A 26,169-nucleotide genomic window follows, 5' to 3' on the forward strand; every position below is an offset into this window, starting at 1 on the left:
TAATCTCTGGCTTTTTGTTTATTATAATTTTCCATTATTTCAAGCCCCTCTTTAAAAATAGATATAAATTTGTAATAGCTTAATTGACAAAAGACTTTTATATACGTTGCCTGACTCTTTCTTCGCGACCTCTTCCCTCGTCATTTTATCCTCCTCGTTAGATAAACAAATAATCTTTCTTAACGTTATTTATATTTACGTTTTTCAGCAAAAAATATTCTTTAATTTCATCATAAATTTTTTGATTATAGAGATAAACGAGATAATATCTTGGATAAACGGGTTTGTTCCTAAACCATCTGCCGTATGAGGGGCGTGCGATCCTAATAAACGGCAGAGCCCTAAACCCTTTTAAATTACTATTTATAAACAGATAAAGTATAAAATTTAATAAAAACCCGAATAAATATGTAAAGAATATCGCTATAAAAAATATATTCCACCATGTTACGTACATAAAAATAGCGATAAAGTACAAAAATATCTTTTCAGATTTTCCTATCTCATATGAACTTGCCAAAATTCCGATAGAGAAATTTAAAGATAAGGCGTTTTCGTCAATTTCACAGCGTTTTTCAACCAAGCCGTCGTTAATGAATTCTATATACTTGTTTGTAAATTTGATCTCTTGTCTAGGGCGGATTACGGTAAATATGGATATTATAACCGTAGATAGTAAAATAATGAATAAAATAGCGAAATACTGAACTATGCCAATATCTTCATGATTTATAAAATCTATAATTAAAAATGCATGTAGCGTAGAGATCGGCAATAATAGGACTAGAAACGAATATACAAAAAACTTCTCATAATTTTTTACTATTATCGGATCTTTATCGTAATCTCTAGCTTTGGAATTTTGCCGCAAAGCGTCTCTGCCATCCGAGATAGAATTTTGCGGCTCTGCGTTGTTATCACAGGCAGAATTCTGATCCGCTTCGGCTTCTAAATTTAAAGCGTCGGGATCGGAATTTAGGGTTTCAGAATTTGAAGCTTCGAAATTTGAAGATTTATAATTCAAGAATTTAGAATTCGGGGCTCTATAATTCAGGGATTCAGAATTTGAAACTTCAAAATTAGAGGCTTCGGAATTCTGGATTTCAGAATTCGGGACTTTAAAATTTTCGCCGTTAGAATTTTGTTCCGAGCCCCGCTTCGGCTCTTGATGTCGCTTTTGTAGTGGCTTTTTTAATTCATCTAGCCTGCTTTGATCCATTTGCCGCCTTTAAATTTGATGGACGCGCCATTTTATAACGCCGCCACTTAAAGCTCATTAAATTTTACCGCTCGCCCGCTGTGCGCCGTTTGATCAAAATTTAGCCTTCATATCTTTGCAGCGATTTTTTATATGTTTTTGCCGCAGCGCAGCCCGCGCTCAGATACGCCTCAAACTCCTCGCTAGTAAGCCTACGCGGCTCATTCGCAAGCTTCGCCGCGCCGCTTGGCGTATTTGCGTCCAGATTCGCTTCATTTACGATCTCGCCTCGTCGGATTCGGTTGCTAAAGCCCGCTGCATGCGCTATTTGCGGCGCACGCCGTAGCGAAAAATTTAAATTTCGCGTTTGTAGATTTAAAATTTTACCCATGCATTTGCGCGGACCCGCGATAAAATCGCCGTTTTGTATGAGCGGGGCGGCATGGCCGAGCGAATCGCTCTCCGCCAAGCCGTGCAAGTCGCCCGTCGAGCCAAGTAAGCTACCCGCCAAAAGTTCTGCGCCACTTAGGACGCGCAGGCTTCGCACCAAAATCCCGCCGCCGCTTTGCGGGACGCTGCGAAACGAAATGTCAAAGCCGAAATTGTGAAAAAATATCTCGCCCGCCCGCGACGTGCGCTTGTAGGTGTTTCGATCCGCGCCCGTAAAATACGCCTCGATCTCCGCGAAGGCGAATTCCGCGCCACTTACGCAAATCACATAGTTTTGCAGCAGATCGCGCATGAAATTTTCGATCTTCGTCTGTGCTCGCTCGGCGTCGAACTGCGCCTGCGACGGATGAGCACTTAGCCCTACCTGCGATGGACGGACGTTAAATTTTAAGTGTGCTTTCTCGGCATTAAACAGCGGTTCGGCATTAAATTTTAAAATTTCATCTTGCTGCACGCCGCTAGAATATGGCTGTACGCCACAAAATTCCGCATCACCTTGTGATTTTAAGGGCTTGTCCTTGTTCCCGTCTCTCGCGCTTCCTGCAAGCTTGGAATTTTTTAAAGCAAGCTTTGAGCCCGCCGAAATTCCAAACTCCGCCGCGTTGATTTGTGAGAAAAATTTTTCTAAATTTTCATCGCCCAGCATTTTGCTCTTCCGTAGAATTTCCTTCGCGCCTCATCTTGTCCGCCTTGCTGCCCGCGGTGCCAACTTCGCCGTTGTTTGCCTCGGCGCGCGTTAAATTTCCATCGCCGTCAGTCGCGTTCGTATCGCCTCGCACTAAATTACCGCTGCTACTTGTCGTATTTGCTTCGCCGCCTTTAAAATTTGGAGCTTCGCAACGATCTACACCTAAACGCTCGAAATAATATCTCTCTCGCTCGCCTAAGTTTTCCACTCCTCTTTCGCATACACGCTTGATATACGCCTTGCTAGGGTATCTAAGCCGATTGAGCGCCAATTCACTACCCGCGTCTGCGCGCTTTATCAGCTTGGCGATGCAGGCGTCGTCCTCTTCACTGTTTACGATATAATCCCATATGCCACAGTATCTATCACCGCTCAGCGCCGTAATCAAAAAATAAACCCAAAGCAGGATTATGGCAATCGATATGCTTCCTTTTATTTTTAAAGATCTCTTTTTTACCATATTTTTCCTTGAGTAATAAATTTTAACTCATTTTTTCACAAATTTGACCAACGACATAAAATTTACGATATCGCCCTCAAGGCTAATCTTATCGCCCAGCATTTTGCTCTTCCGTAGAATTTCCTTCGCGCTCCGTAGTGTTCGTCTTGCTGCTCGTAGTGTCAGATTTGCCGTTGTTCGCCTCGGCGCGCGTTAAATTTCTCTCGCCGTCCGTCGCGTCCGTATCGCCTCGTGCTAAATTACCGCCGCCGCTCATCGTACCTGCTTTTCCGCCCTTTGATTTGGGCGTTTTAAAGCCCCAAATATCGCATCGATCCCCGCTAAAGCCTTGGAAATAATATCTCTCGCGTTCGCTCAAGTTTTCTACCCCCTTTTCGCATACGCGCTTGATATATGCCTGGCTCGGATACATTAGTCGATTTACCGCATGGTCATCGCCGGCGTCCGCGCGCTCTATTAGTCTGGCTATGCAAGCGTCATCCTCTTCGCCCTTATTGTTTAAAAAAGATTCCAAAATGTTGCAATACGCGCCATTGTTTCTTATATATAGGGCACACAGAATAATAACTCCTACAATTAACAAAAAAATTTGACTTTTACTGGCTTTCAATTTCGCTTTATTGCCCGGCATTTGACCCTCCCGTAGAATTTATATCGCGTTTGATCGCGCCTGCTTCATCGCGGACTGTATTCGCACCTTCGCGCGTTAAATTTCTCTCGCCGTCTGTTGCGTTCATATCACCTCGCGCTAAATTACCGCTGCCACTCGTCGTATTTGCTTCGCCGCCTTGCAATTTTGGGGTTTTAAAGCCCCAGGGCTCACAGCTCTGGTAGCGCTCGAAATAATATCTCTCTCGCTCGCCTAAGTTTTCCACCCCCTTTTCGCATACGCGCTTGATATACGCCCTGCTTGGGTATCTTAGCCTGCTTTCCGCAAAGCCGTTTCCGTCGTCCGCTCGTTTTATCAGCTTGGCGATGCAAGCGTCATCCTCTTCGCCCTGTTTATCAGAAAAGAATTCCTCCATATTACAATACATACCGCCGCTGCTTATAACTCCATAAATAATAAAAACCCCCGCAATTAGCATAATAAAAATTTTACTTTTACTAGTTTTCAAGCTCGTCTCCTTTGCGGTTAAATTTTGATTTTTTTCGCAGATTTACGATTTGCGGGCGGATCGTAAACTCGCTCACGTTGGACTTCGTGCGCAGAATTTGCAGCACAAAATTTGCAATCTCCTCCGCGTCCACGAAGCTTGCTTCATCATCCGCAGGCTCAAAGCTCAAATCCTCGTAAAACGGCGTTTTGGTGATGTCCGGGTTGATGCAGCTTACTCTGATCTGCTTGCGCGCCTCCTCAAAAAGGCAGAGCAGAAACGCCCGCAGCCCCGCCTTGCTCGCGCTATAAACCGCGCTAAAGCGGCTCGCTCGCAGCGCCTCGATCGAGCTAATGCCGATGATATGGGCGCGGTTGCGCTTTAAATTCGGTAAAAGCGTGCGCGTGATGATGATGTTTGCGGCGAGATTTACGTTTAAAATTTTTAAAATTTCGCTCTCGCTCATCGCCTCAAGCGGCGCAAATTTCGCCGTACCCGCGCATAAAATCAGCGCGTCCACCTCGCATGCCGCAGCCAGCGCGCGGCACTCCTTCGCTAGCGCGTCCAGATCTTCTAAGCGCGAGTTTAGCGTTAAAATTTCATAGCCGTTTTGTCGCAAAAGCTCCGCAACCGCGCTGCCGATACCGCCGCTTGCGCCCGTGATCAATGCTTTCATCTTTTCTCCTTTAAATTTTCATGCCGCTTCGGCGCGTTAAATTTCGCGCGCCGAGTAAATGCCCCTACGCTAAATTTCTCCGCTCATTGTGTCCGCCGCTAAATTTGCGCGGTTTAAATAATCCGCGCCGCGACTTCGCTGGGTAAAATTTTAAATTTAGCCCGCGGCATTTTGCTGTGCGAGCGTTTTGTAAAATTTCATCGCCGCTCGCTGTGCCCGCCCCGCACGATTTATAAAATTTAATTTTATAAAACTCGGCGCGCCGCTAAATTTTAATCGCTCGCTCGCCGCCAAATTTCGCGCTGTATCCTCGGCGCCGCATGCGAGCTAGTACAAGCCGCGACGTCTGCGACAAACAGCGCGTTTAGCGCCGCCGTATCTTTGCAAAATACGCCGCCTTCATCGCCTCCTCAAACGCGTCATTGCTTTCGTACTCGTGTCCCAAAACCTCGCGCCACAGGCTCGCATCCTCCATGCAGAGGTAGAAAAACACCCGCTCGCGCCACGGCGAAAGCGCGTCCGCGGCAAATTTAAAAAGCTCGCGCTTGATCTGCAGCGGGTAGGACAGCTTGCCGTTCGCGTCCGCAAGGGGCATCTGTAGAATTTTGCTCCGCAGCCCGCGAGAACGCAGCTTCTTGACGACGGGCTTGATGAAGGTAAGCGTGCCGAGCGAAACCATCGCGACGCCGCCTGGATCGAAGCTGCGTAGCAGCCGCTCAAAAAGCGCGCCGTAATCACTCCGCCACCCCTCGTACCAAACCATCGGGTGGAGGTGAAAGCCCACCAAAATACCGCGCGCCGCGAGCGCTTCGGCTGCCGCCAGCCGCGCATCCAGGCTTGCGCTTAGATGCTCCTCGTTCGCTATGATCGCGGGAGTGTTTAGCGAAAAGGTGACGATGAGGTTGCGCGGGATCTCGCGCTGCAGGAAAAAACGGATATTGTTCGACTTGCTTTTAAGCTCCAAAATCACGTTTTGATGCCGCGCCGCAAAGTCCGTTAGTGCGCTTAAAATGCCGAAGCGATTGCCCCACATGAGCGAGTCGGAGCTCTGACCCGTGCCGATGTGGTAGCTGCGCGCGGGATCGAGCTGCAGGCGCGCTAGATTTGCCGCGAAATTCTCGTCAAAGCCGATTTTCCCGTGCTTGTAAAAGGAGCCGATCGCGCAATAGGAGCAGTCAAAGCCGCACGAATTGACCGCATCGAGCGTCAGCAGATTGCAGCAGCGCGTGTTTTCGCTCGCCACCGGACAGCGGCCCAAAGCGATGCGATCCGCGCGAAAGGATGAAATTTCAAATTTTTTCGGCGCGTAATCTCTTTTGAAGCTCGCGTATGAGTGCGGGCGCGATTTAAGCTCAAGCCAAGTCTCGCGCACGAAATTAAAAATTTGCTCGCCGCTTGGGACTTTCCCTGCTTTATTAAATTTAGCTTTATTAAAATTTAGCCCACACCGCTCGCTTGTAAGCAGCTCATAAATGGGCGCCTCGTCCCACGCCTCAAAATCGCTCGCAAACTCCGCTAGCTGCTTTTTTTGCTGAAATGAAAAGTGAAATTTATCAAATAGCGCGCCCAAAAACGCGTTTGATCGCTCGCCCAGATTCACGCCAAACTGCGCGCCCAGCTCCTTTTTCGCCTCCGTCATCTTGCTCCGCTTCGTTTAAATTTTTCAAATTATACTTAAATTTCGCGCGCCGTCACTAAAAATCGTTTAAATTTCAGATCGCACCGCAGAATAGTCGCTCGAAATAGAAGGCGTAAGCTAGCGTAATAGCGACGTTTAGAATCAAAATTCCGCCGAGTATGAGCTTTTGCGGGATTTTTTTGACGCCCGTTCGGTAGTAATACGGCAGGGCGCAGAAAAACGCGGGCAGCACGAGCAGAACGATGCCTAGCGGTATGCCGGTGCCTATCTCCGCACTGCGCACAAACTGCGCCATGGCGGGGAATTTAAGGGCGGCGAAAATGGCCGCCGCAAAGAGTAGCTGCACGCAGACGCAGTAAAATAGGTAGCGTGCGCCTATTAGGGCGTCTTTTAGCCATAGCCCGATACAGGCAAATGCAAGCAAAAGGGCTAAAAAGACTAGCGAGGGCAGATCGGCAAACAGATCCGCTACGGCATACGCGCAAGCCGCGACGCATGCGAACCCTAAGAGCGCAAAACACAGATAAGAGCCTTTTATTTTCATCGTTTCTCCTGCGCCTCCGCAATACCTTCAAATTCCGCGTCGTATTCGGCATATGAAGCCAAATTTATCTCTCGGCTCGTTTTTTTGCACGCACTCGTAGTTAAATTTTGCTCTTTATCGCGGCGCGGATTTGCGGCAGGCGCGCCTTTACGAGCTCATAGACGAAGCCTTTGCTAAGCCGCTCGCCGCGCAGATGATCGCTTACGATCTTCATCATCGCCCACGGCACGCCCGCTCGCTCGCAAGCGCTCACGAAAAGCGCGCTCTCCATATCGTAAAGCCTGATGTCGCGATTTGCACGCTCGCAAGTAGCGCCTTTTGCCGTGCACAGCGTATTTTGTATTGCGCGCGCTGCGGTATTCGTCGCGACGTTGTGCCCACTTACCGCGATTTGTGAGGGTTTTACGCTCGCTAAATTTTGCGTCTCAACTTGCGTTGCGCCTTGTATTTCAGCCCGCGTCGCGTCGCGCGTGAAATTTTTTGTATCTGCTGCGCCGTTTACCCCTTGCGTTAGGGCTTGTGCGTTTATCTCGCCGCACCCCTCGATTTCTGCGATATTTGCCACATCAGTTCGCTCCGCTGCGTTTAAAATTTTAGGCTCGCTTACGCAGATTAAATTTGCCCGCAGCTTGCCGTCCAAACTCGCGCCGCAAAATTCCCGCTCGCAAACGTTTTGAAATTTCGGAGTCTGCGCGCTGTGTTCCCCAACCTGCGAGCTGCAAAGCTCCGATCCGTCCTCGCCGCAAAATTCCTGCGCTGCCGTGCCGTCAAAGTAAAATGCCTCGCCGATTTGCACATTTGTATCCTCGCAGCCGCAGACGCCAATGTTTAGCGCAAAGTTCATGCGCCGCGAAAGTAAAATTTCACCGAAGCGCTCTGAATTCTGCGCGGAATCAAAATCTGAAATTTCAAAATTTTCAGCCGCATTTCGCGCAGAACCGACCTCTGCATCGCCGCCGCAGAGCGCGCCCGCATCCGAACGGTGCTTAAATTTCACGTCCGCGCCGCGCCGATCCTTGCGAAGCTCACGCGCGAATTTCGCGTCTGTATCGGCACGGCGAACAAATTCCGCGTCCGCTTTAAATTTAGCCCCAAACCTCACGCCGCAGATGTATAAAAGCATCTGCTCGCCTGCGAACAGATCGCCGCTACGCGTAAGTTTAAAACTCTCGATCATCGCTTGGGCTTCGCAGCGCAAAGCCGTGCAGATTAGTATCATCGCCGCCCCTTCCAAAAGCGCAATTTTAACAATTTGAGCTATAATGTAAGATTAATTTGCACAAAAGGGCGAAAATGAACGATCTCATCACCATCACGGGCGCGCGTGAACACAATCTGAAAAATATAAATTTGCAAATTCCAAAGGACAAACTCGTCGTTTTTACCGGTCTTAGCGGCAGCGGCAAGAGTACGCTGGCGTTTGATACGCTATATGCCGAGGGACAGCGCAGATACGTCGAGAGCCTAAGCAGCTACGCGAGGCAGTTTTTAGACCGCGTAGGCAAACCCGACGTCGATAAGATCGACGGTCTGACGCCTGCGATCGCGATCGATCAAAAAACGACGTCGAAAAACCCGCGCTCGACGGTGGGTACGATCACTGAAATTTACGACTATCTGCGCCTCTTATATGCGCGCGTAGGGGTGCAGCACTGCCACAAATGCGGCAAGCCGATCTCAAAGATGAGCTCCAGCGACATCATCGCCGAGATTATGAAGCTGCCGCGCGGCGCAAAGGTGATCTTGGGCGCGCCCTTGGTGCGCGAGAAAAAGGGCAGCTTCACCGATATGTTGCAAAGCTTGCGCGAGCAGGGCTACGTGCGCGCTCAAATCGACGGCGTGTTAGTGCGACTGGACGAGGAGATCGAGCTGAGCAAGACGAAAAAGCACTCGATCAAAGTCATCATCGACCGCACGATCATCGACGAGGAAAATTCCATCCGTATCGCAAGCGACGTCGAAAAGGCGCTCAAGCTCAGCTTCGGCGAGCTTGAGGTGGAGATCGCAAACGCTGCCGAACTGGGGCTCGCGCAGAGTCTGATCCACTACAGCGAGCATATGGCGTGCTTTGATTGTAAAATTTCATTCAAGCCGCTCGAGCCGCTTGCGTTTAGCTTCAACTCCCCAAAGGGCGCGTGCGAGAGCTGCGACGGGCTCGGGATAAAATTTAGCCTCGATCTGGGCAAGATCATCAACGAAAACGCTTCGATCGAGGGCGGCGCGATTAAAGTGATGTCGGGTTTCAACAAGAGCTATTACTATAAATTTCTGCTCGGATTTTGCGAGGCAAACGGCATAAACGTTAAAATCCCGTACGCAAATTTAAGCGAGGAGCAAAAAAAGCTGATCCTCTACGGCAGCGTCAAGGAGATCGATTTTTACTGGAAAAAACATAAGCTCGTGCGTAAATTTGAGGGCGCGATCAAATACGCCTATGATCTGCTCAAAAACGAAAGCGATCTGGACGATTATATGAGCGAAAAAATTTGCCCCGACTGCGGCGGACTGCGTCTGCGCCCCGAAAGCCTCGCCGTAAAGGTCGCAGACAAGGGCATCGGCGACGTGATAAATATGAGTATTGCAGACTGCGTGGAATTTTTCAGCGACGAGAAGCGATTTTCAAATTTAAGCGAAAAGGACGCACAGATCGCTGCGCCGATCCTAAAAGAGATCAACGAGAGGCTGTTTTTCTTAAAGGACGTGGGGCTGGGATACCTCACGCTGGGGCGCGATGCGCGTACTATCAGCGGCGGCGAGGCGCAGCGTATTCGTATCGCAAGCCAGATCGGCTCTGGTCTTAGCGGCGTGATGTATGTGCTCGACGAGCCTAGCATCGGGCTTCACGAGCGCGATACGCAAAAGCTCATCAAGACGCTACGAAATTTACAGGAAAAGGGAAATTCCGTAATCGTCGTCGAGCACGATAAAAAGACGATCGAGGCGGCGGACTTCGTCGTAGATATCGGTCCCGGAGCAGGAAATCTAGGCGGCGAGGTCGTATTCGCAGGAGACGTCGCGCATCTGCTTAAAAGCAATACGCAAACCGCGCTGTATCTGAACAACCAAAAGGAGATAAACTACCAAAAGCACCGCAAGCAGGAGCTTTGGCTAAGTATTAAAAACGTAAATATCAATAATATCCACGGCCTTTTCGCGAAATTTCCGCTGCGAAATTTAGTCGGCATCACGGGCGTTAGCGGCAGCGGCAAGAGCTCCTTAGTGCTGCAAACCATACTGCCTACCGCGCTTGAGGAGCTAAATCGCGCTAGAAAGGTGCACGCGGTAAAGGGCGCTAAAATTTCGGGGCTTGAGAGCCTGGATAAAGCGATCTATCTGGATCAAACCCCGATCGGACGCACCCCGCGCAGCAATCCCGCGACCTACACGGGGGTGATGGACGAGATTCGCGCGCTTTTTGCCGCGACGAAGGAAGCGCAACTGCGCGGATACAAGATCGGTCGCTTCAGCTTTAACGTCAAGGGCGGGCGCTGCGAAAAATGCGCGGGCGAGGGCGAGATCACGATCGAGATGCACTTCCTGCCCGATATCAGCGTCGTCTGCGACGTCTGCCACGGCACGAGATACAACGCGCAAACGCTTGAAATTTTATATAAAAACAAGAGCATAGCCGACGTTTTGGCGATGAGTATCGACGAGGCGCTCGAGTTTTTCAAAGCCGTGCCCAAAATTTATCAAAAGCTAAAGACGCTCGCGGACGTCGGGCTCGGCTACGTTTCGCTAGGCCAGCCCGCCACGACGCTTAGCGGCGGCGAGGCACAGCGCGTCAAGCTCGCCAAGGAGCTAAGTCGCACCGACACGGGTAACACGCTATATATCCTGGACGAGCCCACGACGGGGCTGCATTTTGCAGACGTAGATCGCCTGGTAGCGGTGCTGCACCATCTGGTCGATCTTGGGAATTCCGTCTTTGTGATCGAGCATAACCTAGACGTCATCAAAAATTGCGATTATATCATCGACATGGGGCCCGAGGGCGGCGAAGGCGGCGGACGGATCGTCGCTTGCGGCACCCCAGAAAAGCTTGCGAAGGATTTTAAAAAGACAGGTAGCTACACGGGGGAATTTTTAGCGCAGGAGCTAGCGGCAATGAAAAGCGCGGGGAAAAATAAGCGAGGCTGAAACGCCTTATTAGGGGGCAAGAATGGATCAAAGCAGGCTTGAGGAATTAAAAAAGCTACTACAAAAGCGGCATCAGGAGCCGAAGCAGGGCTTGGTACAAAATTTTAACGGAGAAAATTCTGGAACATCGAATTTTGGAGTCTCGAATTTCAAAGCTCAAAATTCCGAAATCTCGAATTCCGAAGTCTCAAATTTTGAAGTTTCGAATTTTGAAGCCCGGAATTCTGAAGCTTCGAATTTTAAAGCTCAAAATTCCGAAATCTCAAATTCTAAATTCTTGAATTATAAATCTTCAGATTCTGAAGTCTCAAATTCTGAATCCATGAATTCTAAAGCTCCTAATTTCGCTACCGACGCTTTAAATTTAGAAGCCGAAGCGGATAAGAATTCCTCCTATGAAAATAACGCAGAGCCGCAAAATTTTATCTCGGATGATAGCGGCGCCTTATCGCAGAATTCTAAAACTAGAGACTACGACAAAGAGCCGATAATCATCAAAGACCATACTTATTACGAATTTATGATTTATCAATTTCCGGCGCTACTGATAGGTTTTATTATATTTTTGACTTTCGCTACCATAGTAAATCCCGTTAGCCTTAAGACCTTTCGAATGCTCCCATTTATATTGGTTTCATTATTGACCGTAATTCGCGATAAAGACGGTATGTATTTTGAGTTTAAAAACGATAAAATTCTGTATTATCATAAAAACAAAATTCGCAAGATTTTCGAACTAAACAGCATAGGCGCAATGGTGATTAGCTTTGATTGCAGACACAGTATGCGACAAAGGGTAAATTGGTTTATAAAAATAGCGCTGCTTCTTTGGCTTTTATTAGCTTTTGTCGCCGACTCATACGATGAAACAATTGGTCAATATATAACTAATGTATTGTGTCTTTTTGTTTTAGCCGCGTCGGGGATTTTCGGAGCAAAGCCTCTTATACACCTACGCAACGGCAGCCTCGGCTTTTTCGGTCTTCACGATCAGCTCGTGCTTTATAAAGAAAACGCCGAGGTTGAGATACTAAATATTTTGATGGCAAATAAAGAGGAGTATGTGCAGCTGAGAGATTATTTTATGCAAACGATGCAAAAAGATATAAGCAATCTTCAACGCACGATGTCGATTTTTAATGAAAAGATAGAATTTAGAAAGTTTAAATTTTAAAAAGCGTATGTTATGGAGCAAATTGAGAAGGCAAGAAAAATCTTAGCCATTGCGGCTAGATAATAGAATTTCACGCATCAAATTCCATCCCGCGATACGGCGGAATGGAATTTGAAAGCAGCTCATTCGTAGCGAGTAAATCTAAAATAGAATTTTAAAATTTAAATCCCAAAGCCTTAGCCGTTGTAGCCTAAGCGGCGCATATTTGCGCACGCGTCCTTGTAGCCGTAATAGCACGAGATGCGGTATAGATCAATGGCGTTGAATTTATTCTGCTCCACGCCCTCGCCTTTTTCAAACATCGCTGCGAGCTTCTGGCAAGCAGGGAAGTTCTGAGAGAGCGTGCACGCAGCGTTGTAGGCGTTAGCGGCAGAGGCGTAGTCGTGCTTGGAATACATAGAATCCGCAAAATTTAGACACATTGCGCCATTGCCGTTTTTGCACGCATCGCTTTGCACGACGCCGCCTTGTAGGTTCATCGCACGGATACCGTCTTGAACGTCGGCGAAAGAATATTTGCCGCTCTTTGGTGCATCGACTGCACTTTTCGGTGCGTTGCTAACGCAGCCTGCCAAAAATACTCCAGCGGCGATCAAAGCTAGAATTTTTTTCATATTTTGCTCCTTAATTTTTTGAAATTTGGCGACCCAAAATGTAATAGGTCTCTTTGCCTGCGACCTTTTGCAGCTTGAGCTTAAATTTTTCCGACCAAGCGCTGATGATCTGCTCCACAGCGGTCTTGCGCTCCTCGTTGGTAGCGTCATTTTTGATCTTAAAATATGGGTTAGAATTGGACATCGCCACGTGCGCACCGTAAATTTTAAGCTTATCGTTCAGCCCCACGATGCGATCAAGCTCGTTATCCTCAAAATCACACTTCGATAAAATTCCTCGCAGCTGCGCGACCGTCGCGTCGTTTACGCTATATCCTAGCGCTAGCAAAATTCCATCTTCACTCATTCTCATCCTTTCAAAAAAATTTATTTGTTCGCTTGTGAAATCAAAACGCCTTCGATTATGCTTTTTATATCACCGTCTAAGATCGCGTCGGTCTGGCTATACGCCTCGCCGCTGCGGTTGTCCTTGACCTGCTGATACGGGAAAAGTACGTAGGAACGGATCTGATGCCCCCAGCCTATCTCGCTTTTAGGCACGTTTTCGTCCTTTTCGCGCTGTTTCATCAGCTCAAGCTCGTAAAGGCGCGACTTTAACACCTTCATCGCCGTTTCTTTGTTTTTGTGCTGACTTCTATCGTTTTGACAGTTTACTACGATACCCGTTGGGATGTGCGTGATACGCACGGCGCTTTCGGTTTTATTGATATGCTGCCCGCCTGCGCCGCTTGCGCGAAACACATCGACACGAATATCCTTCTCTTCGATATTTATCTCGATATCATCATTTAGCTCGGGGCTTACCATCACGCTTGAAAAGCTCGTATGTCTGCGCCCTGCACTATCAAATGGGCTTACGCGCACCAGGCGGTGGATACCGTTTTCGGCTTTCAGATATCCGTAGGCGTTCTCGCCGCGCACGATGAAGCTAACGTCCTTAAGACCTGCTTCCTCGCCCTCTTGGAAGTCCAAAACCTCGATCTTAAAGCCCTCTCTCTCGCAAAAGCGCAGATACATGCGGTATAGCATACTCGCCCAGTCGTTGCTCTCCGTACCGCCCGCGCCCGGATGAATGCTGACGATAGCGTTTTTATCGTCGTTTTCGCCGCCAAGCATCATAGAAATTTCTAAATTTATGATTTTGTCCTCTAACTCACCCGCCTCGGCAAAAAGCGAGTTTATCGTCTCTTCGTCGTTTTCCGAGTTTGCCAGCTCATATAGAGCCTTCGCGTCATCTACGGCATTTTTAGCGTTTAGAAATTTATTTAAGATATTTGAAATTTTAGTTTTTTCCTTGCCGATGGCACCTGCTTTTGCGATGTCCTGCCAGAGATTTTGATCGTTTTCAAGCTCCTCGATCTCTTTTAGGCGCGCTTTAATGTTCTCCGGTTTTACGACGCCTGCAATATTTTCGACTTTAGTACTTAGGGTTTTTAAAAGTTCCGTGTATTCGTAATTATCCAAAATTTAAGACCTTTTTATGCTTTTGGCGTGATTATAACATATTTTGGATTAAGGTTGTTTATAAAATTTTATTTAAGGCGGGTATTATGAAGCATTTATCTATTAGGGATATCAAAACCTGCTTGATATTGCCATGATTAATCAGTTTAAGCTCCGTCGAGAGATCGGGCAAGGGGTCGTTTAGTAGCAGTTTTAGCTTTGCTTCTTCTAGCTTCAACTTTTTGCAATCGGCTTTTTTATCTTCAAGCATAGACACCACTAGTCTTAGCTTCTCTTTTGTCATTTCGCTTTGCACGAAAGCACCTTATATACGATAATAGAGCATAAAAAAGCTGCGATAGAGCAAGCAAAATACGCCCAAATTTCTCCGATAGTTTTTTCAAGAAGCGCGTGCAGTCCTAACAAAAAGAATACTAAGCCTATAATGCAAATCACGCCCGTAATTATATTTAATAAAACCGAATTGGCGCTCTTTAAAAAAGAACGCCTAATATCGCTAGCTTGAGCGTCTACGAGCTCTACTACCGAAACTATAAATTCAGATATGCCGGCCATTATTTTTTCAGCAGCCAAGCGAGCAAAAATCCGACGCCCGCAGCGATAGCGACGCTTTTTATCGGGTCTTGTTTTATCGTGTCATTCACGTTTTCTATGCCGTCTTTGCCTTTGAGCCTTAGATCATCTATATATTTTTTGATCTCATTGCTGTTTAGCTGATCTAGAATTTTATCTTTAGCAGACTCTGCACGCTCTGCGCCTATGTTTTTGATGGACTTCATAATCTCTTTAAAATCCGCTTTCAAAGAGTCGATATCCTTTTTCAAAGAATCTAAATTTGTCTCTTGAGTAGCCATTTTCGCTCCTTTTGAAGTTTGTTTTAGAGCTAAAGCTCGTAGTAGATTTTAGTACTTATTGATTAACACTCGCTAAATAGACCGCCCTTTTGCGCTTAATTTATACCTTTAATATTTTTTGATATAATTGCCAGCCTAATATTTTATATTGAAAAGAGAGAACAATGCAGATCATTAGAAGCGTAGAGGAGCTAAAAAGCTTCAGAGCATCAGCAAGCGGCAGCGTAGGCTTCGTGCCTACGATGGGGGCTTTGCACGCGGGGCATGCGAGCCTCATAAAAAGAGCGCGAAACGAAAACGACATCGTAATCGTCTCGGCATTCCTCAATCCGGCGCAGTTTTTGCCCGGCGAGGATCTAAACAGCTACCCAAAAAACGAAGCGGGCGATATTAAAATTTGCGAAAGCCTCGATGTGAACGCGCTTTTTATCCCGACCGCGGATGAAATTTACGGCACGGAGGAGCCAGCGATCATAGCACCTAAGCCGATAAGTGAAATTTTAGAAGGCAAAACGCGTCCCGGGCACTTCGACGGCGTACTAAAAGTGCTAAATAAGCTTTTTAATCTAACTCGTCCTAGCAACGTTTATATGGGCAAAAAGGACACCCAGCAGCTTTTCATCGTGCAGAAGATGGTAAAGAGCTTTTTTATGCCTATAAATATCATCCCTTGTGAGATTGTGCGCGAAAGTGATGGGCTCGCGCTTAGCTCGCGCAACACCTATTTGGATGAGGAGGGAAAGCTTATGGCGCTTAAGCTTTCGCGCTCCTTGCTAAATGCCAGCTCGCTTATTAAAAAAGGCGAGATCAGCCTAAATATCGTCCGCGAAAAGATGCTTAGCGTGCTTGAGCCGCTGGCGGTCGATTACATAGCATTCGTGGATTATAAATTTAATGAAATTTCACAGATCAAGCAAGGCGATACGATAATCCTACTTGCTGCAAAGGTCGGCACAACCCGCCTGATCGATAATATCTGGCTGTAAAATGGCAAAACTCCATCTCGTTTCTCTAGGCTGTAATAAGAATTTAGTCGACTCCGAGATCATGCTCGGGCGTCTGCAAAACTACGATATTACGCCAGATATCGCCTCTGCCGACGTCATCATCGTAAACACCTGCGGCTTTATAAACTCGGCAAAAGAGGAGAGTATCCGCGCGATCCTAGATATGCACGAAGCGCGTAAAAAAGGCTCTTTGCTCGTGGTTACGGGCTGCCTAATGCAGCGATACCGCGAGGAGCTGATGAAGGAGCTACCCGAGGTCGATCTTTTCACCGGCGTCGGAGATTACGACAAGATCGATGAAATCATCCTAAAAAAGCAAAATTTATTTAGCCCCGATACCTACCTGCAAACAAGCGAAGAGCGCGTGATAACGGGCTCGAACTACCACGCCTACATCAAAATTTCAGAGGGCTGTAATCAAAAATGCAGCTTCTGTGCGATACCGACCTTTAAAGGTAAGCTAAAATCCCGCGCGCTGGAAAACATCATAGACGAGGTGCAAAAGCTCGTGAAAAAAGGTTACTACGACTTTAGCTTCCTCTCACAGGACAGCAGCTCGTATATGCGCGATCACGCTGTTAGCGACGGCCTCATCTCTCTCATCGACGCGGTCGAAAAGATAGATGGCGTCAAAACCGCGCGCATACTTTATCTCTACCCGAGCACGACCTCAAACGCGCTAGTGGAGCGTATCATCGCCTCGCCGGTGTTTGCGAACTACTTTGATATGCCGATCCAGCACGCGAGCGACAAAATGCTAAAAATCATGAGGCGTGGAAGCGGCGCGGCGCGGATCAAAGAGCTTTTAAATTTGATGAAAAGCGCGCCTGGTGCGTTTTTACGAACGGGTGTCATCGTCGGGCACCCGGGCGAGGGCGAAGCCGAATTTGACGAGCTTTGCGCGTTTTTGCAGGAGTTTAAATTTGACCGCGTTTCGGCGTTTGCTTATTCGAAAGAGGAGGACACGCTCTCGTATGAGATGGAGCAAGTGCCCGCCAAAATCATCTCAAAGCGCCTAAGTAAAATAGAAAAGATCACTCGCGCCGCGATCGAGGCGAGCTTCGCGCAGGAGCTAGGGCAAAAATTTATCGTCTCTTTGGAGGGCGAAAGCAGCGAGGGCGAGATGTTTTACGCCGCGAAAAAGGCACTGTGGGATAAGGATATCGACGGCGAAATTTTGATCAACGAAAGCGACGTGGAGCAGCTAGAAACCGGCGGTCGCTACTGGTGCGAGATCACGCAGGTGGCGGGCAGCCAGGCGCTAGGCAAGATCACGGCAAAGGCTTAAAGTGCTAAGCGCGCCCGTTTTACGCAAGCTAAAATCAGGGCGAAATCTGCTTGCTTTTTCGCACGGCGTCGATAGTACGGCGCTTTTTTACCTTCTGGACGAGGCGGGCGTGGAATTTAACCTTGCGATCGTAGATTACAATGTCCGCTCGCAAAGCAAAGATGAAGTCGCCTCGGCGCGAGACTTGGCGACCAAATTTCACAAACAAATCTACGTAAAAAGCGTGCGACTGGGCGCGTCAAATTTCGAGCACGAGGCACGCACGGCTAGATATGAGTTTTTTGGCCAAATTTGCCGCGAGCAGGGCTATGAAAATTTGATTTTGGCGCATCAGTTTGACGACAAATTTGAGTGGTTTTTGATGCAGCTTGGGCGCGGCGCAGGGCTTAACGAGATGCTAGGCATGCAAGAGCTAGAGGCTCGCGAGGATTACGTGATCGCTCGTCCGCTTCTAGGCGTGCGAAAGTGCGAACTGGAGCGGTTTTTACGTGAGCGAAATCTAAAATACTTTACCGACGAGACGAATTTAACGGAGCAGTTTAAGCGCGGATTTATTCGCGCGAAATTTAGCGAGCCATTTTTGGATGAGTACTTTGGTGGCGTAAAAAAAAGCTTTGAGTTTTTGGCAGCCGACGTGTTAAATTTAACTCCCGAAATTTCTAATCCCGCACCTAAAATTTATCTCGTAAAACGCGGTGCAAACGAGATACGCGGCGCGGATCAGGCGTGCAAGAGACTAGGGCTCGTGCTAAGCGCCGCACAGCGAAACGAATGCGCGCGCTGCCTAGAAAACGGCGCAGGCTGCGTGCTAGGCGGCAAGGTAGCCGTGGGCGCGGGCGAAAAATTTATCCTTGTGACGCCATATATCAAAGCGGCTATGGAAAAGAAATTTAAAGAAGCGTGCAGACAGCTTGCTATTCCGCCGATAAGCCGCGGATTTTTGTTTGCTTCGGGCGCGGATCTTGCGCTATTTAAGGAGCTTTTATGAGCGTTTATTTTACCTCCGATCTACACTTCGGCCACGAGCTGGTGCTGAAAAAATACCCGAATTTTAGAAAAGGTGCGAACGTAGCCGAGATGGATGAAAATCTCATCGCCGCTTGGAATGCACTTGTTACACCCGAGGATCTTGTCTATAATCTCGGCGACGTCTCCTTTCACAAGGATTTTGCGCACACTTGCGAGTTACTTCGCAGACTAAACGGGCGACATTTTTTGGTGCTCGGTAACCACGATGGGCGCATCGCCGCGATGAAAAACGAACTGCTAAGCGGACGCAAGGCGGACGGCAATTTTATGTTTGAGCAGATCGTGGGATATGCCTTTGTGCGCCTATCGCATAAGAGAGCGGCTCTGTCTCACTACCCGATGATCGAGTGGGCAAACTGCCATTATGGCGCACTGATGCTCTATGGTCACCTGCACGCAGATATCGCCGAGGTTTCGGGCAGAGCGCTAAACGTAGGTTTTGATCTGCACGGCAAAATTTTAAGCGAGGACGAGGTGTGGTCGTATCTGAAAGATATCCCGCCCAAGGCCCATCACGCAAGCGAGCTAGAGGGCATTAGTGATAGCGACGACGTGGAGCAAAGGCGGGCTTTGATAGAAAATTTTTTACGTAAAATTAATCGGGATTCGTGAAAAAATATAATTTGCGGTGCAAGACGGATCTTTGCGGCAAATGAGCTTAAATTTAAAATCGAGCTGATTTAAATACGAATGATTTTACCCAGCCAAAATCCATTATGTAACGCGAGATAAAATTTAATAAAATGCGGCACAAACAGGCAACTAAATCGTATCAAGCAGGCGCAATTGCAAAGATAAAATTTTAAAATTCTGCCTAAGTGCGGAGCGAAAAATTTGATCTAGCGGGCTTCCAGCATCGCGATTTTGTTGATGTAATCGGCGAAATTTAGATTTATCAAATTTGTTTTGATGAAGATGCGCGTGAAAATCACATAGCCGATCTCGTTGCTAAGCGTGCCGTCGGAGTAAATGAAAACGTTGGTGAGAAACTCGCTATTTTCGGATTTATAGAAGGTCTCGATCTGAAAATTTAAAAGCTCGTAAAATAGCTCGTCCGCGTCGCTCATCGCTGCCTGCATCTCCTCGTCGATACGCATTATATCGGCGTAGAGCACGCGTTCTTGGTTGGCAACGACGAAACATGCGCGGTTATTAAATTTCAGCGCAAACATCGCCATATTTTCAAAATCGCTTTGATTTTTTAGCAAGAAGTATAAAATTTTAAATAAACTAGCGTGCGAGCTAAATTCTATTCCAAAAGTCTCATCCGCCGCCTGTGCACTTGCACGAGGAAATTCCACTATGAAGCTATCATCGACTTTTTGATAAATACTATTTTCTTTAATCATATAATCTTCGTTAAAATGCACCCTTTGATTTTCGTCGTCTATCAGCACGCAAGAGATTAAATTTTTATCACTCAGATCTGCAAAGCCCGCTAGCGAGGTAGCCAGATCATTTTCTTGCGCGATGGGAAAACGATCGGATTTCTCATCCAAAATTCTTTTGCCAAAGCCCAATTTTCTATAAAAAAACTCGCATGCGTCGGCACTTTTAGCGACGCCGAGGAATGATTTTGCCTTAAATAGTGCCATTTTCTCTCCTAAAATCGCAATTATACCAAAAGACTATTATTTCAAACAAAATTTAGCGTCCTGCTCGGCGCTTGCAAAAAGCAGCCGCCTGATCGCCTCTTTGCCCGCTTCAAGGCCAAGTCCTTCTAAATTTAGCGGCGCGCTGAGGCTGTAATTTATACGCGAAAAGGGCTTTGGCAAGACCATCTCGTCCCAGCTATGAAATTTCCAAAAACTGCTCGCTTCGTAATTTAGCGCGTAAATGCCTAAGTTCAGTCGCTGCGCAAGGATCACGGCTCCATCGGCGACGCTGTGAAGGGGGCCGCGCGGACCGTCGGGAGTGATGATGACGTCGGTGCCGTTTTTTATCTCTTTGATCGCACCCATAAGCGCGCGCGCGCCGCCTTTGAAACTACTGCCGCGGATCGCGCCGATGCCGAAATGCGAGATCACGCGCGTAATTATCTCGCCGTCTTTGTGATCCGAGATGATGACCTTAGCGCGCCTCTTGCCGCCGAAATCCCGCAACCACCAGCGCCTATATGCAAAGCTCATCATCGCTAGCCTTCCATGCCAAAATACGACGACGCAGGGCTTTCCGGGCAGCTTCGTGGGGGTAAATTTAACCCTACACGTTAAAAAAATACACCAAATCAGGATAAAAATGAGATATTCAGAGGCGCGGAAAAACAACCGCTTTTTAAGCGATAACTTGTCCATAAAGCGCCATTCTGGCGGTCTTTTCGATACGCACTCTGCGCGTTTTGCCTAACAACTCCTCGCTTCCTTGCGCGCAGATTAGAAAATTTGAAAAGCTTCTACCGCACGCGGTGCCGTCCTCGCGCAGCTCCTCGAAATATACGTCGAAAATTTTATCTTTTTGCGCTCCTGCGATCTCGTCTAAAATTTTAGCGTGAGTGCTTTGTAGCCTGCTTAGCCTTTCGCTTGAAATTTCATCATCCAGCGGCTTTAAGTTTGCTGCAGGCGTGAGCGGTCGCGGGCTAAATTTAAACGAAAAAACCTGCTCGAATCTCACCGCTTCTAACACCTCCATCGTCTCGGCAAAATCCTCCTCGCTCTCGCTTGGATAGCCCACGATGATGTCGGTGCTGATCGCTACGCCCGGGCAGCTTTGGCGCAGTTTAAGCGCGCGGTCTAGATACCACTGCTTGGTATATCCGCGCTTCATATCGCGCAAAACCTTACTAGAGCCGCTTTGTAGCGGCATATGCATCGATTTGCAGATTTTAGAATTATTGCAAAAAACGTCTAGAAATTTATCGTCCATATGCAGCGGATGCGGGCTAGTAAAGCGGATGCGCTCGATGCCCTCTATCTCGCTAAGCCGCATGAGCAGGTCGCTGAAGTCGATTTTTTCGTGTGCGCTAGAAAAGCGCTTGCCGTAATTATTGACGTTTTGGCCGAGCAAAAATATCTCTTTGGCGCCGCGAGCTACGGATCTTTCGGCTTCGCGCAAGATGATTTGAGCGGGGATCGAAATTTCATCGCCTCTAGTCTGCGGCACGATGCAGTAGGAGCACTTTTTATCGCAGCCGATCATTATGTTTATGAAGGATTTATATGGCGAGCTCGCAAAATCGCCGAAGGCAAACTCGCTCTCGTCGTAGTTTATGTCTGTGCTGATAAATTTTGGCGTACGTACGGCTTGCGAAATTTTAGATACGTTTCTAGCGCCGAGCACGAAATCCACAAAGGGTGCGCGCTTAAAAATTTCTCCGCCCAGATGGCTTGCGGTGCAGCCGCAAACGCCGATTTTAGAGCCTTTTTTTCGCGCCTTATCAAAAGCTCCGATCTCGCTGAAAAGCTTATGCACGGGCTTTTCGCGTACGGAGCAGGTATTTATTAAGATCAGATCCGCAATATTTACGTCGTCGGTGATCTCGTAATCTTGCTCTTTTAGCTGCGCGATAATATGCTCGCTATCGCGCACGTTCATCGCGCAACCTAGGGTCTGGATGAAGAGGAGTTTACTCAAAGGATATGCACCTCGTACATATACTCGTTTTCGTTCAGTCCGTATCGCACTATGCGTTGATACACGCTAAAACCCTTAGTATCGAAAAAATCCACTAAAGCGGCTAAATCTTTTTGAGAATTTTCTCTATCCAGATAAAATATTTTCTGTCCGCTCTTTTCTACTTGGGCTTGCAAATCCTCGATCTTAACGCTTTTTGGCTTAGAAGCAAGCTCCGTTCTGGCAAGTTTTAGCTGCATGATCTATCCTTTCATTTATCTTTTTAAACCCGTGAGTTTAGCGAAATTTAGATAATAATTCGTTTAAATAAAAATAAAGTCAAAATTCCATATAATACCGCACTTCAAAATTTAAAATCCAAATTTAGTAGCACGAAATCAAATCTTAAGGAAAATTGATGGAAAAAATCACCGACATCATCGAGTCGATTGCAAATGAAAAGGGGCTTGAGCCCGCAGACGTCAAAGAGCGCGTCAAAACGGCGTTCATCCAGACCGCAAAAAGACTTTTCGGCGAGGAATATCTCTACGATAGCGAAGTCGATCCGCAGACCAAGCGTGTCAAGCTTTACCAAAAAGTTCACGTCGTCGCGGATGATGATGAGCGGCTCGGCGATCACAACTTCATCGCGCTAAGCGAGGCCAAAAAAATAGGCGAAAACGCGGAGATCGGCGATGAGCTAAGCTACGAAATAAATATCGAAAACCTTGGCCGCACGGCTTCCGGTGTACTGGCCAGAGAGCTAAATTTCCACATCCAAAGGCTGCTTGAGGAGAAAATTTTTGAAAATTATAAAAGCAAGGTGGGCGCCCTCACCCACGGCACCGTCACTAAGATCGATCACGACGGCACGACCTACGTAGAGATCGAGGATACGAAAGCCTTCATGCCACAAAAAAACCGCATCAAGGGCGAAAATTTTAAAGTGGGCGACGTGCTGCAAGCCGTCATAAAAAACGTAGCCATCGACAAATCTCACGGTATCAGGCTGGAGCTTTCGCGTACCAGCCCGAAATTCCTAGAAGCCCTACTCGCCGCCGAAGTCCCCGAGATCAAAGACGGCAGCGTCATCATCCAAGCCTGCGCCAGAATCCCCGGCAGGCGTGCCAAAATCGCGCTTAGCGCCGTCTCGCCAAACGTCGATCCGGTAGGCGCTACCGTCGGCAAAGGAGGCGCTCGCATCGACGCGGTGAGTAGATTTTTAAGCAAAAATTTGCAAGACGGAAGCGGCGGCGAGAGCATCGACGCGTTTGAATACTCCGCAAGTCCCGAAATTTTGATCACTCGTGCAATGGCGCCTGCGATCGTAAACTCGGTCAAAATAGCGCAGGACGGCAAGGCGATCGTCTATGTAAACCCCGATCAAAAAAGCAAAGCGATCGGCAAAAACGGCCTAAATATCCGACTCGCCTCGATGCTGTGCGGCTGCGAGATCGAGCTTATCGAAACCGGTTCGGCAAGCGAGAAAAAGGTCTCCACAGAGGAAGGCCTTAAAAATCTCGAAGCGCTTTTCGGCGAGCTGTAAAAGCTCGCGCGTCTCACTTTTTAAAATTTTGCAAGTCGCGCGCTCTATAAAATTCCATGCCTACCAAATTTTGCAAATTTAGTAATTAATGGAATTTTGTAATTTAATACTCCACGAAATTCTATATTACGTAGAATTTTACGCCGTTTCGGAATTTTAAAATTTAGCGTAAAGGCGAAATTTGACCGAAATTTTACGGCGCAGAATTCTAAGCTTAAATTCTATTCATTCGCGGATTTGAATTGATGCGATATTTAAATTTACACAGCGCGCAAAATTCCGCCCCAAGTTAAGTCGCGCCTACCGCTCGTATAAAATTTCGATGCCGCCGTAATGCCAAAATGCTTTCGGCGCGAGGTATTCGCCGCCTAGGACAGCTAGATTGAGTTCGAAATACTGCGGCGAGAATTCTGTGATTTTAGAGATTTCCTGCTCAAGTAGCGTCGTGCAGTATAGGTTCGCTTCGCCGCGAGGTCTTAGCGCAAAGCCCTCGCCGACGCGCTTAAGTAAAGAGGCGGCTAGGCGCGCCTTTTGCTCCTCGTTTAAAAATTTCATCCGCGCCGCGCCAAAGTCTCGTGCATGCGTCAAAAACTCCCGCATCGAAACGGCCGCGACGCCCTCTCGCTCGCCCTCACCCGTTACGGCGTGCACCACCAAAAGCGGGCGCTCGCGCACGATCATGCCTACGTGCGAGTATCTAAAATTCGTTGCGGTTGCAATTATGCGGCTGTCGGTGACGTCGTCCATGCGAAAGACGAGATCGCCCATGCGTAGATTTGATAAAATTTCATCCGGCACTCGTAGCGGCTCTTTGGCGACAGGCGCGCGCGTGAGCGTCCAAAGCTCGCCGAGCCCGCCTAGAGCGAAGATCAGACAGACGAGAAGCTTTTTGGCTAAAGCGCAACCTTCCATTTGCCGTCTTTTTTGACGAGTTTAACGCTCTCGGTGCGGTTTGTGCCGTTTTTAAAAGACACGACGACTTTCACGAGCACCGATTTCTCGTCGCTATTTTGCAGCTCGCCCGAGACGCCCTTTAGCCCGTCGCGCTTGGAAGCCTCCTCCTTGCCGGCACCTGCCATCTGCATCAGTTTGCCGTTTATCATCTGCATAGAGCCGTCGTCCGATCTGTCCTTATCGGGTATATCTATAGCATCCACCAAAGTCTTAGAATCGCCCTCGTATAGGGCTCTGATGAAGTCCTCGGCTACGCCTTTCGGGTCGCTGCCGCAGCCCGCTAAAACGAATATCGCGATGAGCGCGAGTAGAAATTTTTTCATAAGCTCTCCTTATAGAAATTTTGAAATTTTATATACGGGCGGTAAATGCTTTTTAAATTTGAGCTCTTTCTGCTCGGGTAGAATTTATATCGCGTTTGGATTTGCGAAAGGCGTATTCGGTAGTGCTTTTACTACATTAAAGCGAGATTTGGCATTCAAAGGAAAGCTCGTCTTGCCTCAATAAAATTTTATCTTGCCAAAGCAAAATTTTATAGCAGTTTCTGCGAACCGTGTCTTGCGGCACACCACTCAAACGGTGCCCAAACTCATTCGGTAACGCGCGAGGCGAGCTTTGCTTGTCGGAACTGAAATTTAGCCGTATTTTGCGGCTAAAATTTTAAAATTTCAATGCCGCCTTCGTAGGATTGCTCGCTTGCGATTTAGCTTTTTGCTGCGACGCTCGCAAAATTATAAACAAATTTTATCTAAATGGGGCTATAATTCAGCAATTTTTCTAAAGGAAAATCATGGAAACTTGGGCGGCTTTGGCGCTTGCATCAGCACTCTTTGCGGCGCTGACTGCGATATTTGCAAAAATCGGACTCGAAGGGATCAACTCTCATTTCGCAACTTTTATCCGCACGATCATCATTGCCTTTTGCCTCGCCATATTCTTGCGCTACGCTAAAGCCTGGCAGCCGTTATCGAGCCTAACCCCTCGCAACTGGGTGTTTTTGATACTAAGCGGGCTGGCGACGGGTGCATCGTGGCTAGCGTATTTCAAAGCCCTACAAATCGGCAAAGCCTATCAAGTAGCACCGATCGATAAACTAAGCGTAGTACTCGTTGTAATTATCGCTGTGATCTTTTTAGGCGAGCGCCCGAGTCTTCGCGAATGGCTCGCGCTAGCACTCATCGGCGCAGGCGTAATAATGCTAGCGTTTAAATAAGGGTGAAATTTGCCTTAAACCTATCTCTTGTGGTCTTTTTAACCGCCACGCTCGCGCTATACTATACGCTTTGATCAGATAAACCCACTGCCGCTTCTGCAAAATTGCCGCCCTAAACCACTATGATTTCTTATGGCTTGACTTTAGCCTACACGATTTCTAGGCATTAGCTGAAACGCGCCGGTAATCGATTTGCCGATACCTTGCTGTAGTTAGGCGGTCTTTAGGGTAATTTTAGTTCTGCTTAAAAGTAGTGAGATTAAAATTTATAATAAATCAGGAATTTGCACCTTAAAATTCCAAAAAAATATCGACTCGCCGTACCATAAAATAAAATCGCATCCGCAAGTTTAAATCGAACTGTAAACTTCTAAATCTACAATATAGTCGAGCAAGCTAATTACGCGAGATTCGAATTAAAATCTTGCACACTTCCATAGCTCCGCCTAAATTTATACGCTTGCTGCCTAACCCTTGCATTCGTCGCAAGCGCTAGACTTGTAGAATAATGAGCTAAGGTCGGGAGAATTTTACTCTCCCCTACCTTTCTTGCCTCTCTTACCTTTAGCCTTAGACGATCCCTCT

At 47.5% G+C, this 26,169-nt stretch carries 28 protein-coding genes; 8 read left to right on the forward strand and 20 right to left on the reverse strand.

Annotated elements, in window-relative coordinates:
- Positions 1-157: 157 nt before the first annotated feature.
- The 9 genes from Q0600_RS09370 to Q0600_RS09410 form a co-directional block, all read right to left on the reverse strand.
- Positions 158-1,219, reverse strand: a complete 1,062-nt coding sequence (locus Q0600_RS09370) for a hypothetical protein (RefSeq protein WP_298759592.1) — start codon at positions 1,217-1,219, stop codon at positions 158-160.
- A gap of 100 nt (positions 1,220-1,319) precedes the next feature.
- Positions 1,320-2,294: a hypothetical protein gene (locus Q0600_RS09375; RefSeq protein WP_298759595.1), complete on the reverse strand. Its 975-nt coding sequence runs from the start codon at positions 2,292-2,294 to the stop codon at positions 1,320-1,322.
- Entirely contained in the window at positions 2,281-2,796 is a 516-nt protein-coding gene (locus Q0600_RS09380; protein ID WP_298759598.1) for a hypothetical protein, read from the reverse strand. The genes Q0600_RS09375 and Q0600_RS09380 overlap by 14 nt, the downstream gene beginning before the upstream one ends.
- An 88-nt stretch (positions 2,797-2,884) precedes the next feature.
- The gene (locus tag Q0600_RS09385; protein ID WP_298759601.1) at positions 2,885-3,310 is read right to left on the reverse strand and encodes a hypothetical protein; all 426 of its coding nucleotides are present in this window, start codon (positions 3,308-3,310) and stop codon (positions 2,885-2,887) included.
- A 103-nt stretch (positions 3,311-3,413) separates the two neighbouring features.
- Positions 3,414-3,914 carry a hypothetical protein gene (locus Q0600_RS09390; protein ID WP_298759604.1) on the reverse strand — a complete coding sequence of 167 codons (501 nt, stop codon included), beginning with the start codon at positions 3,912-3,914 and terminating at the stop codon, positions 3,414-3,416.
- Positions 3,904-4,569, reverse strand: coding sequence for an SDR family oxidoreductase (locus tag Q0600_RS09395; RefSeq protein ID WP_298759607.1), 666 nt, complete (start codon positions 4,567-4,569; stop codon positions 3,904-3,906). The genes Q0600_RS09390 and Q0600_RS09395 overlap by 11 nt, the downstream gene beginning before the upstream one ends.
- A 364-nt stretch (positions 4,570-4,933) precedes the next feature.
- Positions 4,934-6,208, reverse strand: a complete 1,275-nt coding sequence (locus tag Q0600_RS09400; RefSeq protein WP_298759609.1) for a spore photoproduct lyase family protein — start codon at positions 6,206-6,208, stop codon at positions 4,934-4,936.
- Positions 6,209-6,281: 73 nt separating this feature from the next.
- Positions 6,282-6,752, reverse strand: a complete 471-nt coding sequence (locus Q0600_RS09405) for a hypothetical protein (RefSeq protein ID WP_298759612.1) — start codon at positions 6,750-6,752, stop codon at positions 6,282-6,284.
- 100 nt (positions 6,753-6,852) lie between these two features.
- Positions 6,853-7,971 (reverse strand): hypothetical protein, encoded by a 1,119-nt coding sequence (locus Q0600_RS09410; protein WP_298759615.1) that lies wholly within the window; start codon positions 7,969-7,971, stop codon positions 6,853-6,855.
- Between the two features lie 74 nt (positions 7,972-8,045).
- On the opposite strand from Q0600_RS09410, the gene uvrA reads away from it, so the two are divergent.
- Together uvrA and Q0600_RS09420 are read left to right on the forward strand one after the other, a co-directional pair.
- Positions 8,046-10,892, forward strand: coding sequence for an excinuclease ABC subunit UvrA (gene uvrA, locus Q0600_RS09415; RefSeq protein ID WP_298759618.1), 2,847 nt, complete (start codon positions 8,046-8,048; stop codon positions 10,890-10,892).
- A 22-nt stretch (positions 10,893-10,914) separates the two neighbouring features.
- Complete coding sequence (locus Q0600_RS09420) at positions 10,915-12,066, forward strand: hypothetical protein (RefSeq protein WP_298759620.1); 1,152 nt, start codon at positions 10,915-10,917, stop codon at positions 12,064-12,066.
- Positions 12,067-12,242: 176 nt separating this feature from the next.
- Here Q0600_RS09420 and Q0600_RS09425 read toward each other — a convergent pair whose 3' ends face one another.
- From Q0600_RS09425 to Q0600_RS09445, 5 genes are all read right to left on the reverse strand, one after another.
- A complete protein-coding gene (locus Q0600_RS09425; protein ID WP_298759623.1) occupies positions 12,243-12,680 on the reverse strand; it encodes a hypothetical protein in 438 nt (145 codons plus the stop codon).
- Between the two features lie 10 nt (positions 12,681-12,690).
- A complete protein-coding gene (locus Q0600_RS09430; protein WP_297948706.1) occupies positions 12,691-13,026 on the reverse strand; it encodes a type II secretion system protein in 336 nt (111 codons plus the stop codon).
- A 20-nt stretch (positions 13,027-13,046) separates the two neighbouring features.
- Entirely contained in the window at positions 13,047-14,144 is a 1,098-nt protein-coding gene (gene prfB / locus Q0600_RS09435) for a peptide chain release factor 2 (RefSeq protein WP_298759626.1), read from the reverse strand.
- A gap of 58 nt (positions 14,145-14,202) precedes the next feature.
- A complete protein-coding gene (locus Q0600_RS09440; protein WP_100067308.1) occupies positions 14,203-14,439 on the reverse strand; it encodes a hypothetical protein in 237 nt (78 codons plus the stop codon).
- A 259-nt stretch (positions 14,440-14,698) separates the two neighbouring features.
- Positions 14,699-14,998, reverse strand: a complete 300-nt coding sequence (locus Q0600_RS09445; RefSeq protein ID WP_298759629.1) for a DUF883 domain-containing protein — start codon at positions 14,996-14,998, stop codon at positions 14,699-14,701.
- Positions 14,999-15,162: 164 nt separating this feature from the next.
- Between Q0600_RS09445 and panC the strand changes: the two genes are divergently transcribed.
- From panC to Q0600_RS09465, 4 genes are read left to right on the forward strand one after another with little or no spacing between them, the layout of a single operon-like run.
- On the forward strand, positions 15,163-15,984 hold the full coding sequence (gene panC / locus Q0600_RS09450) for a pantoate--beta-alanine ligase (protein ID WP_298759632.1): 822 nt from the start codon (positions 15,163-15,165) through the stop codon (positions 15,982-15,984).
- Position 15,985: 1 nt separating this feature from the next.
- Complete coding sequence (gene rimO / locus Q0600_RS09455) at positions 15,986-17,293, forward strand: 30S ribosomal protein S12 methylthiotransferase RimO (protein ID WP_298759635.1); 1,308 nt, start codon at positions 15,986-15,988, stop codon at positions 17,291-17,293.
- A gap of 1 nt (position 17,294) precedes the next feature.
- Positions 17,295-18,281, forward strand: a complete 987-nt coding sequence (tilS, locus tag Q0600_RS09460; protein WP_298759638.1) for a tRNA lysidine(34) synthetase TilS — start codon at positions 17,295-17,297, stop codon at positions 18,279-18,281.
- Positions 18,278-18,934, forward strand: a complete 657-nt coding sequence (locus Q0600_RS09465; protein WP_298759641.1) for a metallophosphoesterase — start codon at positions 18,278-18,280, stop codon at positions 18,932-18,934. The genes tilS and Q0600_RS09465 overlap by 4 nt, the downstream gene beginning before the upstream one ends.
- Before the next feature lie 227 nt (positions 18,935-19,161).
- On the opposite strand, the gene Q0600_RS09470 is transcribed toward Q0600_RS09465, so the two are convergent.
- From Q0600_RS09470 to Q0600_RS09485, 4 genes are read right to left on the reverse strand one after another with little or no spacing between them, the layout of a single operon-like run.
- Complete coding sequence (locus tag Q0600_RS09470; protein WP_297948694.1) at positions 19,162-19,917, reverse strand: hypothetical protein; 756 nt, start codon at positions 19,915-19,917, stop codon at positions 19,162-19,164.
- Between the two features lie 36 nt (positions 19,918-19,953).
- A complete protein-coding gene (locus Q0600_RS09475) occupies positions 19,954-20,616 on the reverse strand; it encodes a lysophospholipid acyltransferase family protein (RefSeq protein ID WP_298759644.1) in 663 nt (220 codons plus the stop codon).
- Positions 20,597-21,892, reverse strand: coding sequence for a tRNA (N6-isopentenyl adenosine(37)-C2)-methylthiotransferase MiaB (gene miaB, locus Q0600_RS09480; protein ID WP_298759647.1), 1,296 nt, complete (start codon positions 21,890-21,892; stop codon positions 20,597-20,599). The genes Q0600_RS09475 and miaB overlap by 20 nt, the downstream gene beginning before the upstream one ends.
- The gene (locus tag Q0600_RS09485) at positions 21,889-22,131 is read right to left on the reverse strand and encodes an HP0268 family nuclease (RefSeq protein WP_005870077.1); all 243 of its coding nucleotides are present in this window, start codon (positions 22,129-22,131) and stop codon (positions 21,889-21,891) included. Before Q0600_RS09485 ends, miaB begins: the two co-directional genes overlap by 4 nt.
- A 158-nt stretch (positions 22,132-22,289) precedes the next feature.
- On the opposite strand from Q0600_RS09485, the gene nusA reads away from it, so the two are divergent.
- Complete coding sequence (nusA, locus tag Q0600_RS09490) at positions 22,290-23,417, forward strand: transcription termination factor NusA (protein ID WP_298759649.1); 1,128 nt, start codon at positions 22,290-22,292, stop codon at positions 23,415-23,417.
- Between the two features lie 300 nt (positions 23,418-23,717).
- Here nusA and Q0600_RS09495 read toward each other — a convergent pair whose 3' ends face one another.
- Both Q0600_RS09495 and Q0600_RS09500 read right to left on the reverse strand, forming a co-directional pair.
- Positions 23,718-24,329 (reverse strand): YiiX/YebB-like N1pC/P60 family cysteine hydrolase, encoded by a 612-nt coding sequence (locus Q0600_RS09495; RefSeq protein ID WP_298759652.1) that lies wholly within the window; start codon positions 24,327-24,329, stop codon positions 23,718-23,720.
- Positions 24,311-24,694 carry a DUF4878 domain-containing protein gene (locus Q0600_RS09500; protein ID WP_298759655.1) on the reverse strand — a complete coding sequence of 128 codons (384 nt, stop codon included), beginning with the start codon at positions 24,692-24,694 and terminating at the stop codon, positions 24,311-24,313. Before Q0600_RS09500 ends, Q0600_RS09495 begins: the two co-directional genes overlap by 19 nt.
- 467 nt (positions 24,695-25,161) lie before the next feature.
- On the opposite strand from Q0600_RS09500, the gene Q0600_RS09505 reads away from it, so the two are divergent.
- Positions 25,162-25,584, forward strand: a complete 423-nt coding sequence (locus Q0600_RS09505; RefSeq protein WP_298759658.1) for an EamA family transporter — start codon at positions 25,162-25,164, stop codon at positions 25,582-25,584.
- Positions 25,585-26,169: the final 585 nt, after the last annotated feature.

The sequence above is a fragment of the uncultured Campylobacter sp. genome (assembly GCF_938041645.1).
In the GTDB taxonomy this organism is placed as follows: Bacteria; Campylobacterota; Campylobacteria; order Campylobacterales; family Campylobacteraceae; genus Campylobacter_B.

Excerpts from the sequence above, each read along its gene's own strand:
- Q0600_RS09370 (WP_298759592.1), bottom strand. The coding sequence starts at position 1,219 with ATGGATCAAAGCAGGCTAGATGAATTAAAAAAGCCACTACAAAAGCGA.
- Q0600_RS09375 (WP_298759595.1), bottom strand. The coding sequence starts at position 2,294 with ATGCTGGGCGATGAAAATTTAGAAAAATTTTTCTCACAAATCAACGCG.
- Q0600_RS09380 (WP_298759598.1), bottom strand. The coding sequence starts at position 2,796 with ATGGTAAAAAAGAGATCTTTAAAAATAAAAGGAAGCATATCGATTGCC.
- Q0600_RS09395 (WP_298759607.1), bottom strand. The coding sequence starts at position 4,569 with ATGAAAGCATTGATCACGGGCGCAAGCGGCGGTATCGGCAGCGCGGTT.
- Q0600_RS09400 (WP_298759609.1), bottom strand. The coding sequence starts at position 6,208 with ATGACGGAGGCGAAAAAGGAGCTGGGCGCGCAGTTTGGCGTGAATCTG.
- Q0600_RS09405 (WP_298759612.1), bottom strand. The coding sequence starts at position 6,752 with ATGAAAATAAAAGGCTCTTATCTGTGTTTTGCGCTCTTAGGGTTCGCA.
- Q0600_RS09410 (WP_298759615.1), bottom strand. The coding sequence starts at position 7,971 with ATGATACTAATCTGCACGGCTTTGCGCTGCGAAGCCCAAGCGATGATC.
- uvrA (WP_298759618.1), top strand. The coding sequence starts at position 8,046 with ATGAACGATCTCATCACCATCACGGGCGCGCGTGAACACAATCTGAAA.
- Q0600_RS09420 (WP_298759620.1), top strand. The coding sequence starts at position 10,915 with ATGGATCAAAGCAGGCTTGAGGAATTAAAAAAGCTACTACAAAAGCGG.
- Q0600_RS09425 (WP_298759623.1), bottom strand. The coding sequence starts at position 12,680 with ATGAAAAAAATTCTAGCTTTGATCGCCGCTGGAGTATTTTTGGCAGGC.
- Q0600_RS09430 (WP_297948706.1), bottom strand. The coding sequence starts at position 13,026 with ATGAGTGAAGATGGAATTTTGCTAGCGCTAGGATATAGCGTAAACGAC.
- Q0600_RS09445 (WP_298759629.1), bottom strand. The coding sequence starts at position 14,998 with ATGGCTACTCAAGAGACAAATTTAGATTCTTTGAAAAAGGATATCGAC.
- panC (WP_298759632.1), top strand. The coding sequence starts at position 15,163 with ATGCAGATCATTAGAAGCGTAGAGGAGCTAAAAAGCTTCAGAGCATCA.
- rimO (WP_298759635.1), top strand. The coding sequence starts at position 15,986 with ATGGCAAAACTCCATCTCGTTTCTCTAGGCTGTAATAAGAATTTAGTC.
- Q0600_RS09465 (WP_298759641.1), top strand. The coding sequence starts at position 18,278 with ATGAGCGTTTATTTTACCTCCGATCTACACTTCGGCCACGAGCTGGTG.
- Q0600_RS09470 (WP_297948694.1), bottom strand. The coding sequence starts at position 19,917 with ATGGCACTATTTAAGGCAAAATCATTCCTCGGCGTCGCTAAAAGTGCC.
- Q0600_RS09475 (WP_298759644.1), bottom strand. The coding sequence starts at position 20,616 with ATGGACAAGTTATCGCTTAAAAAGCGGTTGTTTTTCCGCGCCTCTGAA.
- Q0600_RS09485 (WP_005870077.1), bottom strand. The coding sequence starts at position 22,131 with ATGCAGCTAAAACTTGCCAGAACGGAGCTTGCTTCTAAGCCAAAAAGC.
- nusA (WP_298759649.1), top strand. The coding sequence starts at position 22,290 with ATGGAAAAAATCACCGACATCATCGAGTCGATTGCAAATGAAAAGGGG.
- Q0600_RS09495 (WP_298759652.1), bottom strand. The coding sequence starts at position 24,329 with ATGGAAGGTTGCGCTTTAGCCAAAAAGCTTCTCGTCTGTCTGATCTTC.
- Q0600_RS09500 (WP_298759655.1), bottom strand. The coding sequence starts at position 24,694 with ATGAAAAAATTTCTACTCGCGCTCATCGCGATATTCGTTTTAGCGGGC.
- Q0600_RS09505 (WP_298759658.1), top strand. The coding sequence starts at position 25,162 with ATGGAAACTTGGGCGGCTTTGGCGCTTGCATCAGCACTCTTTGCGGCG.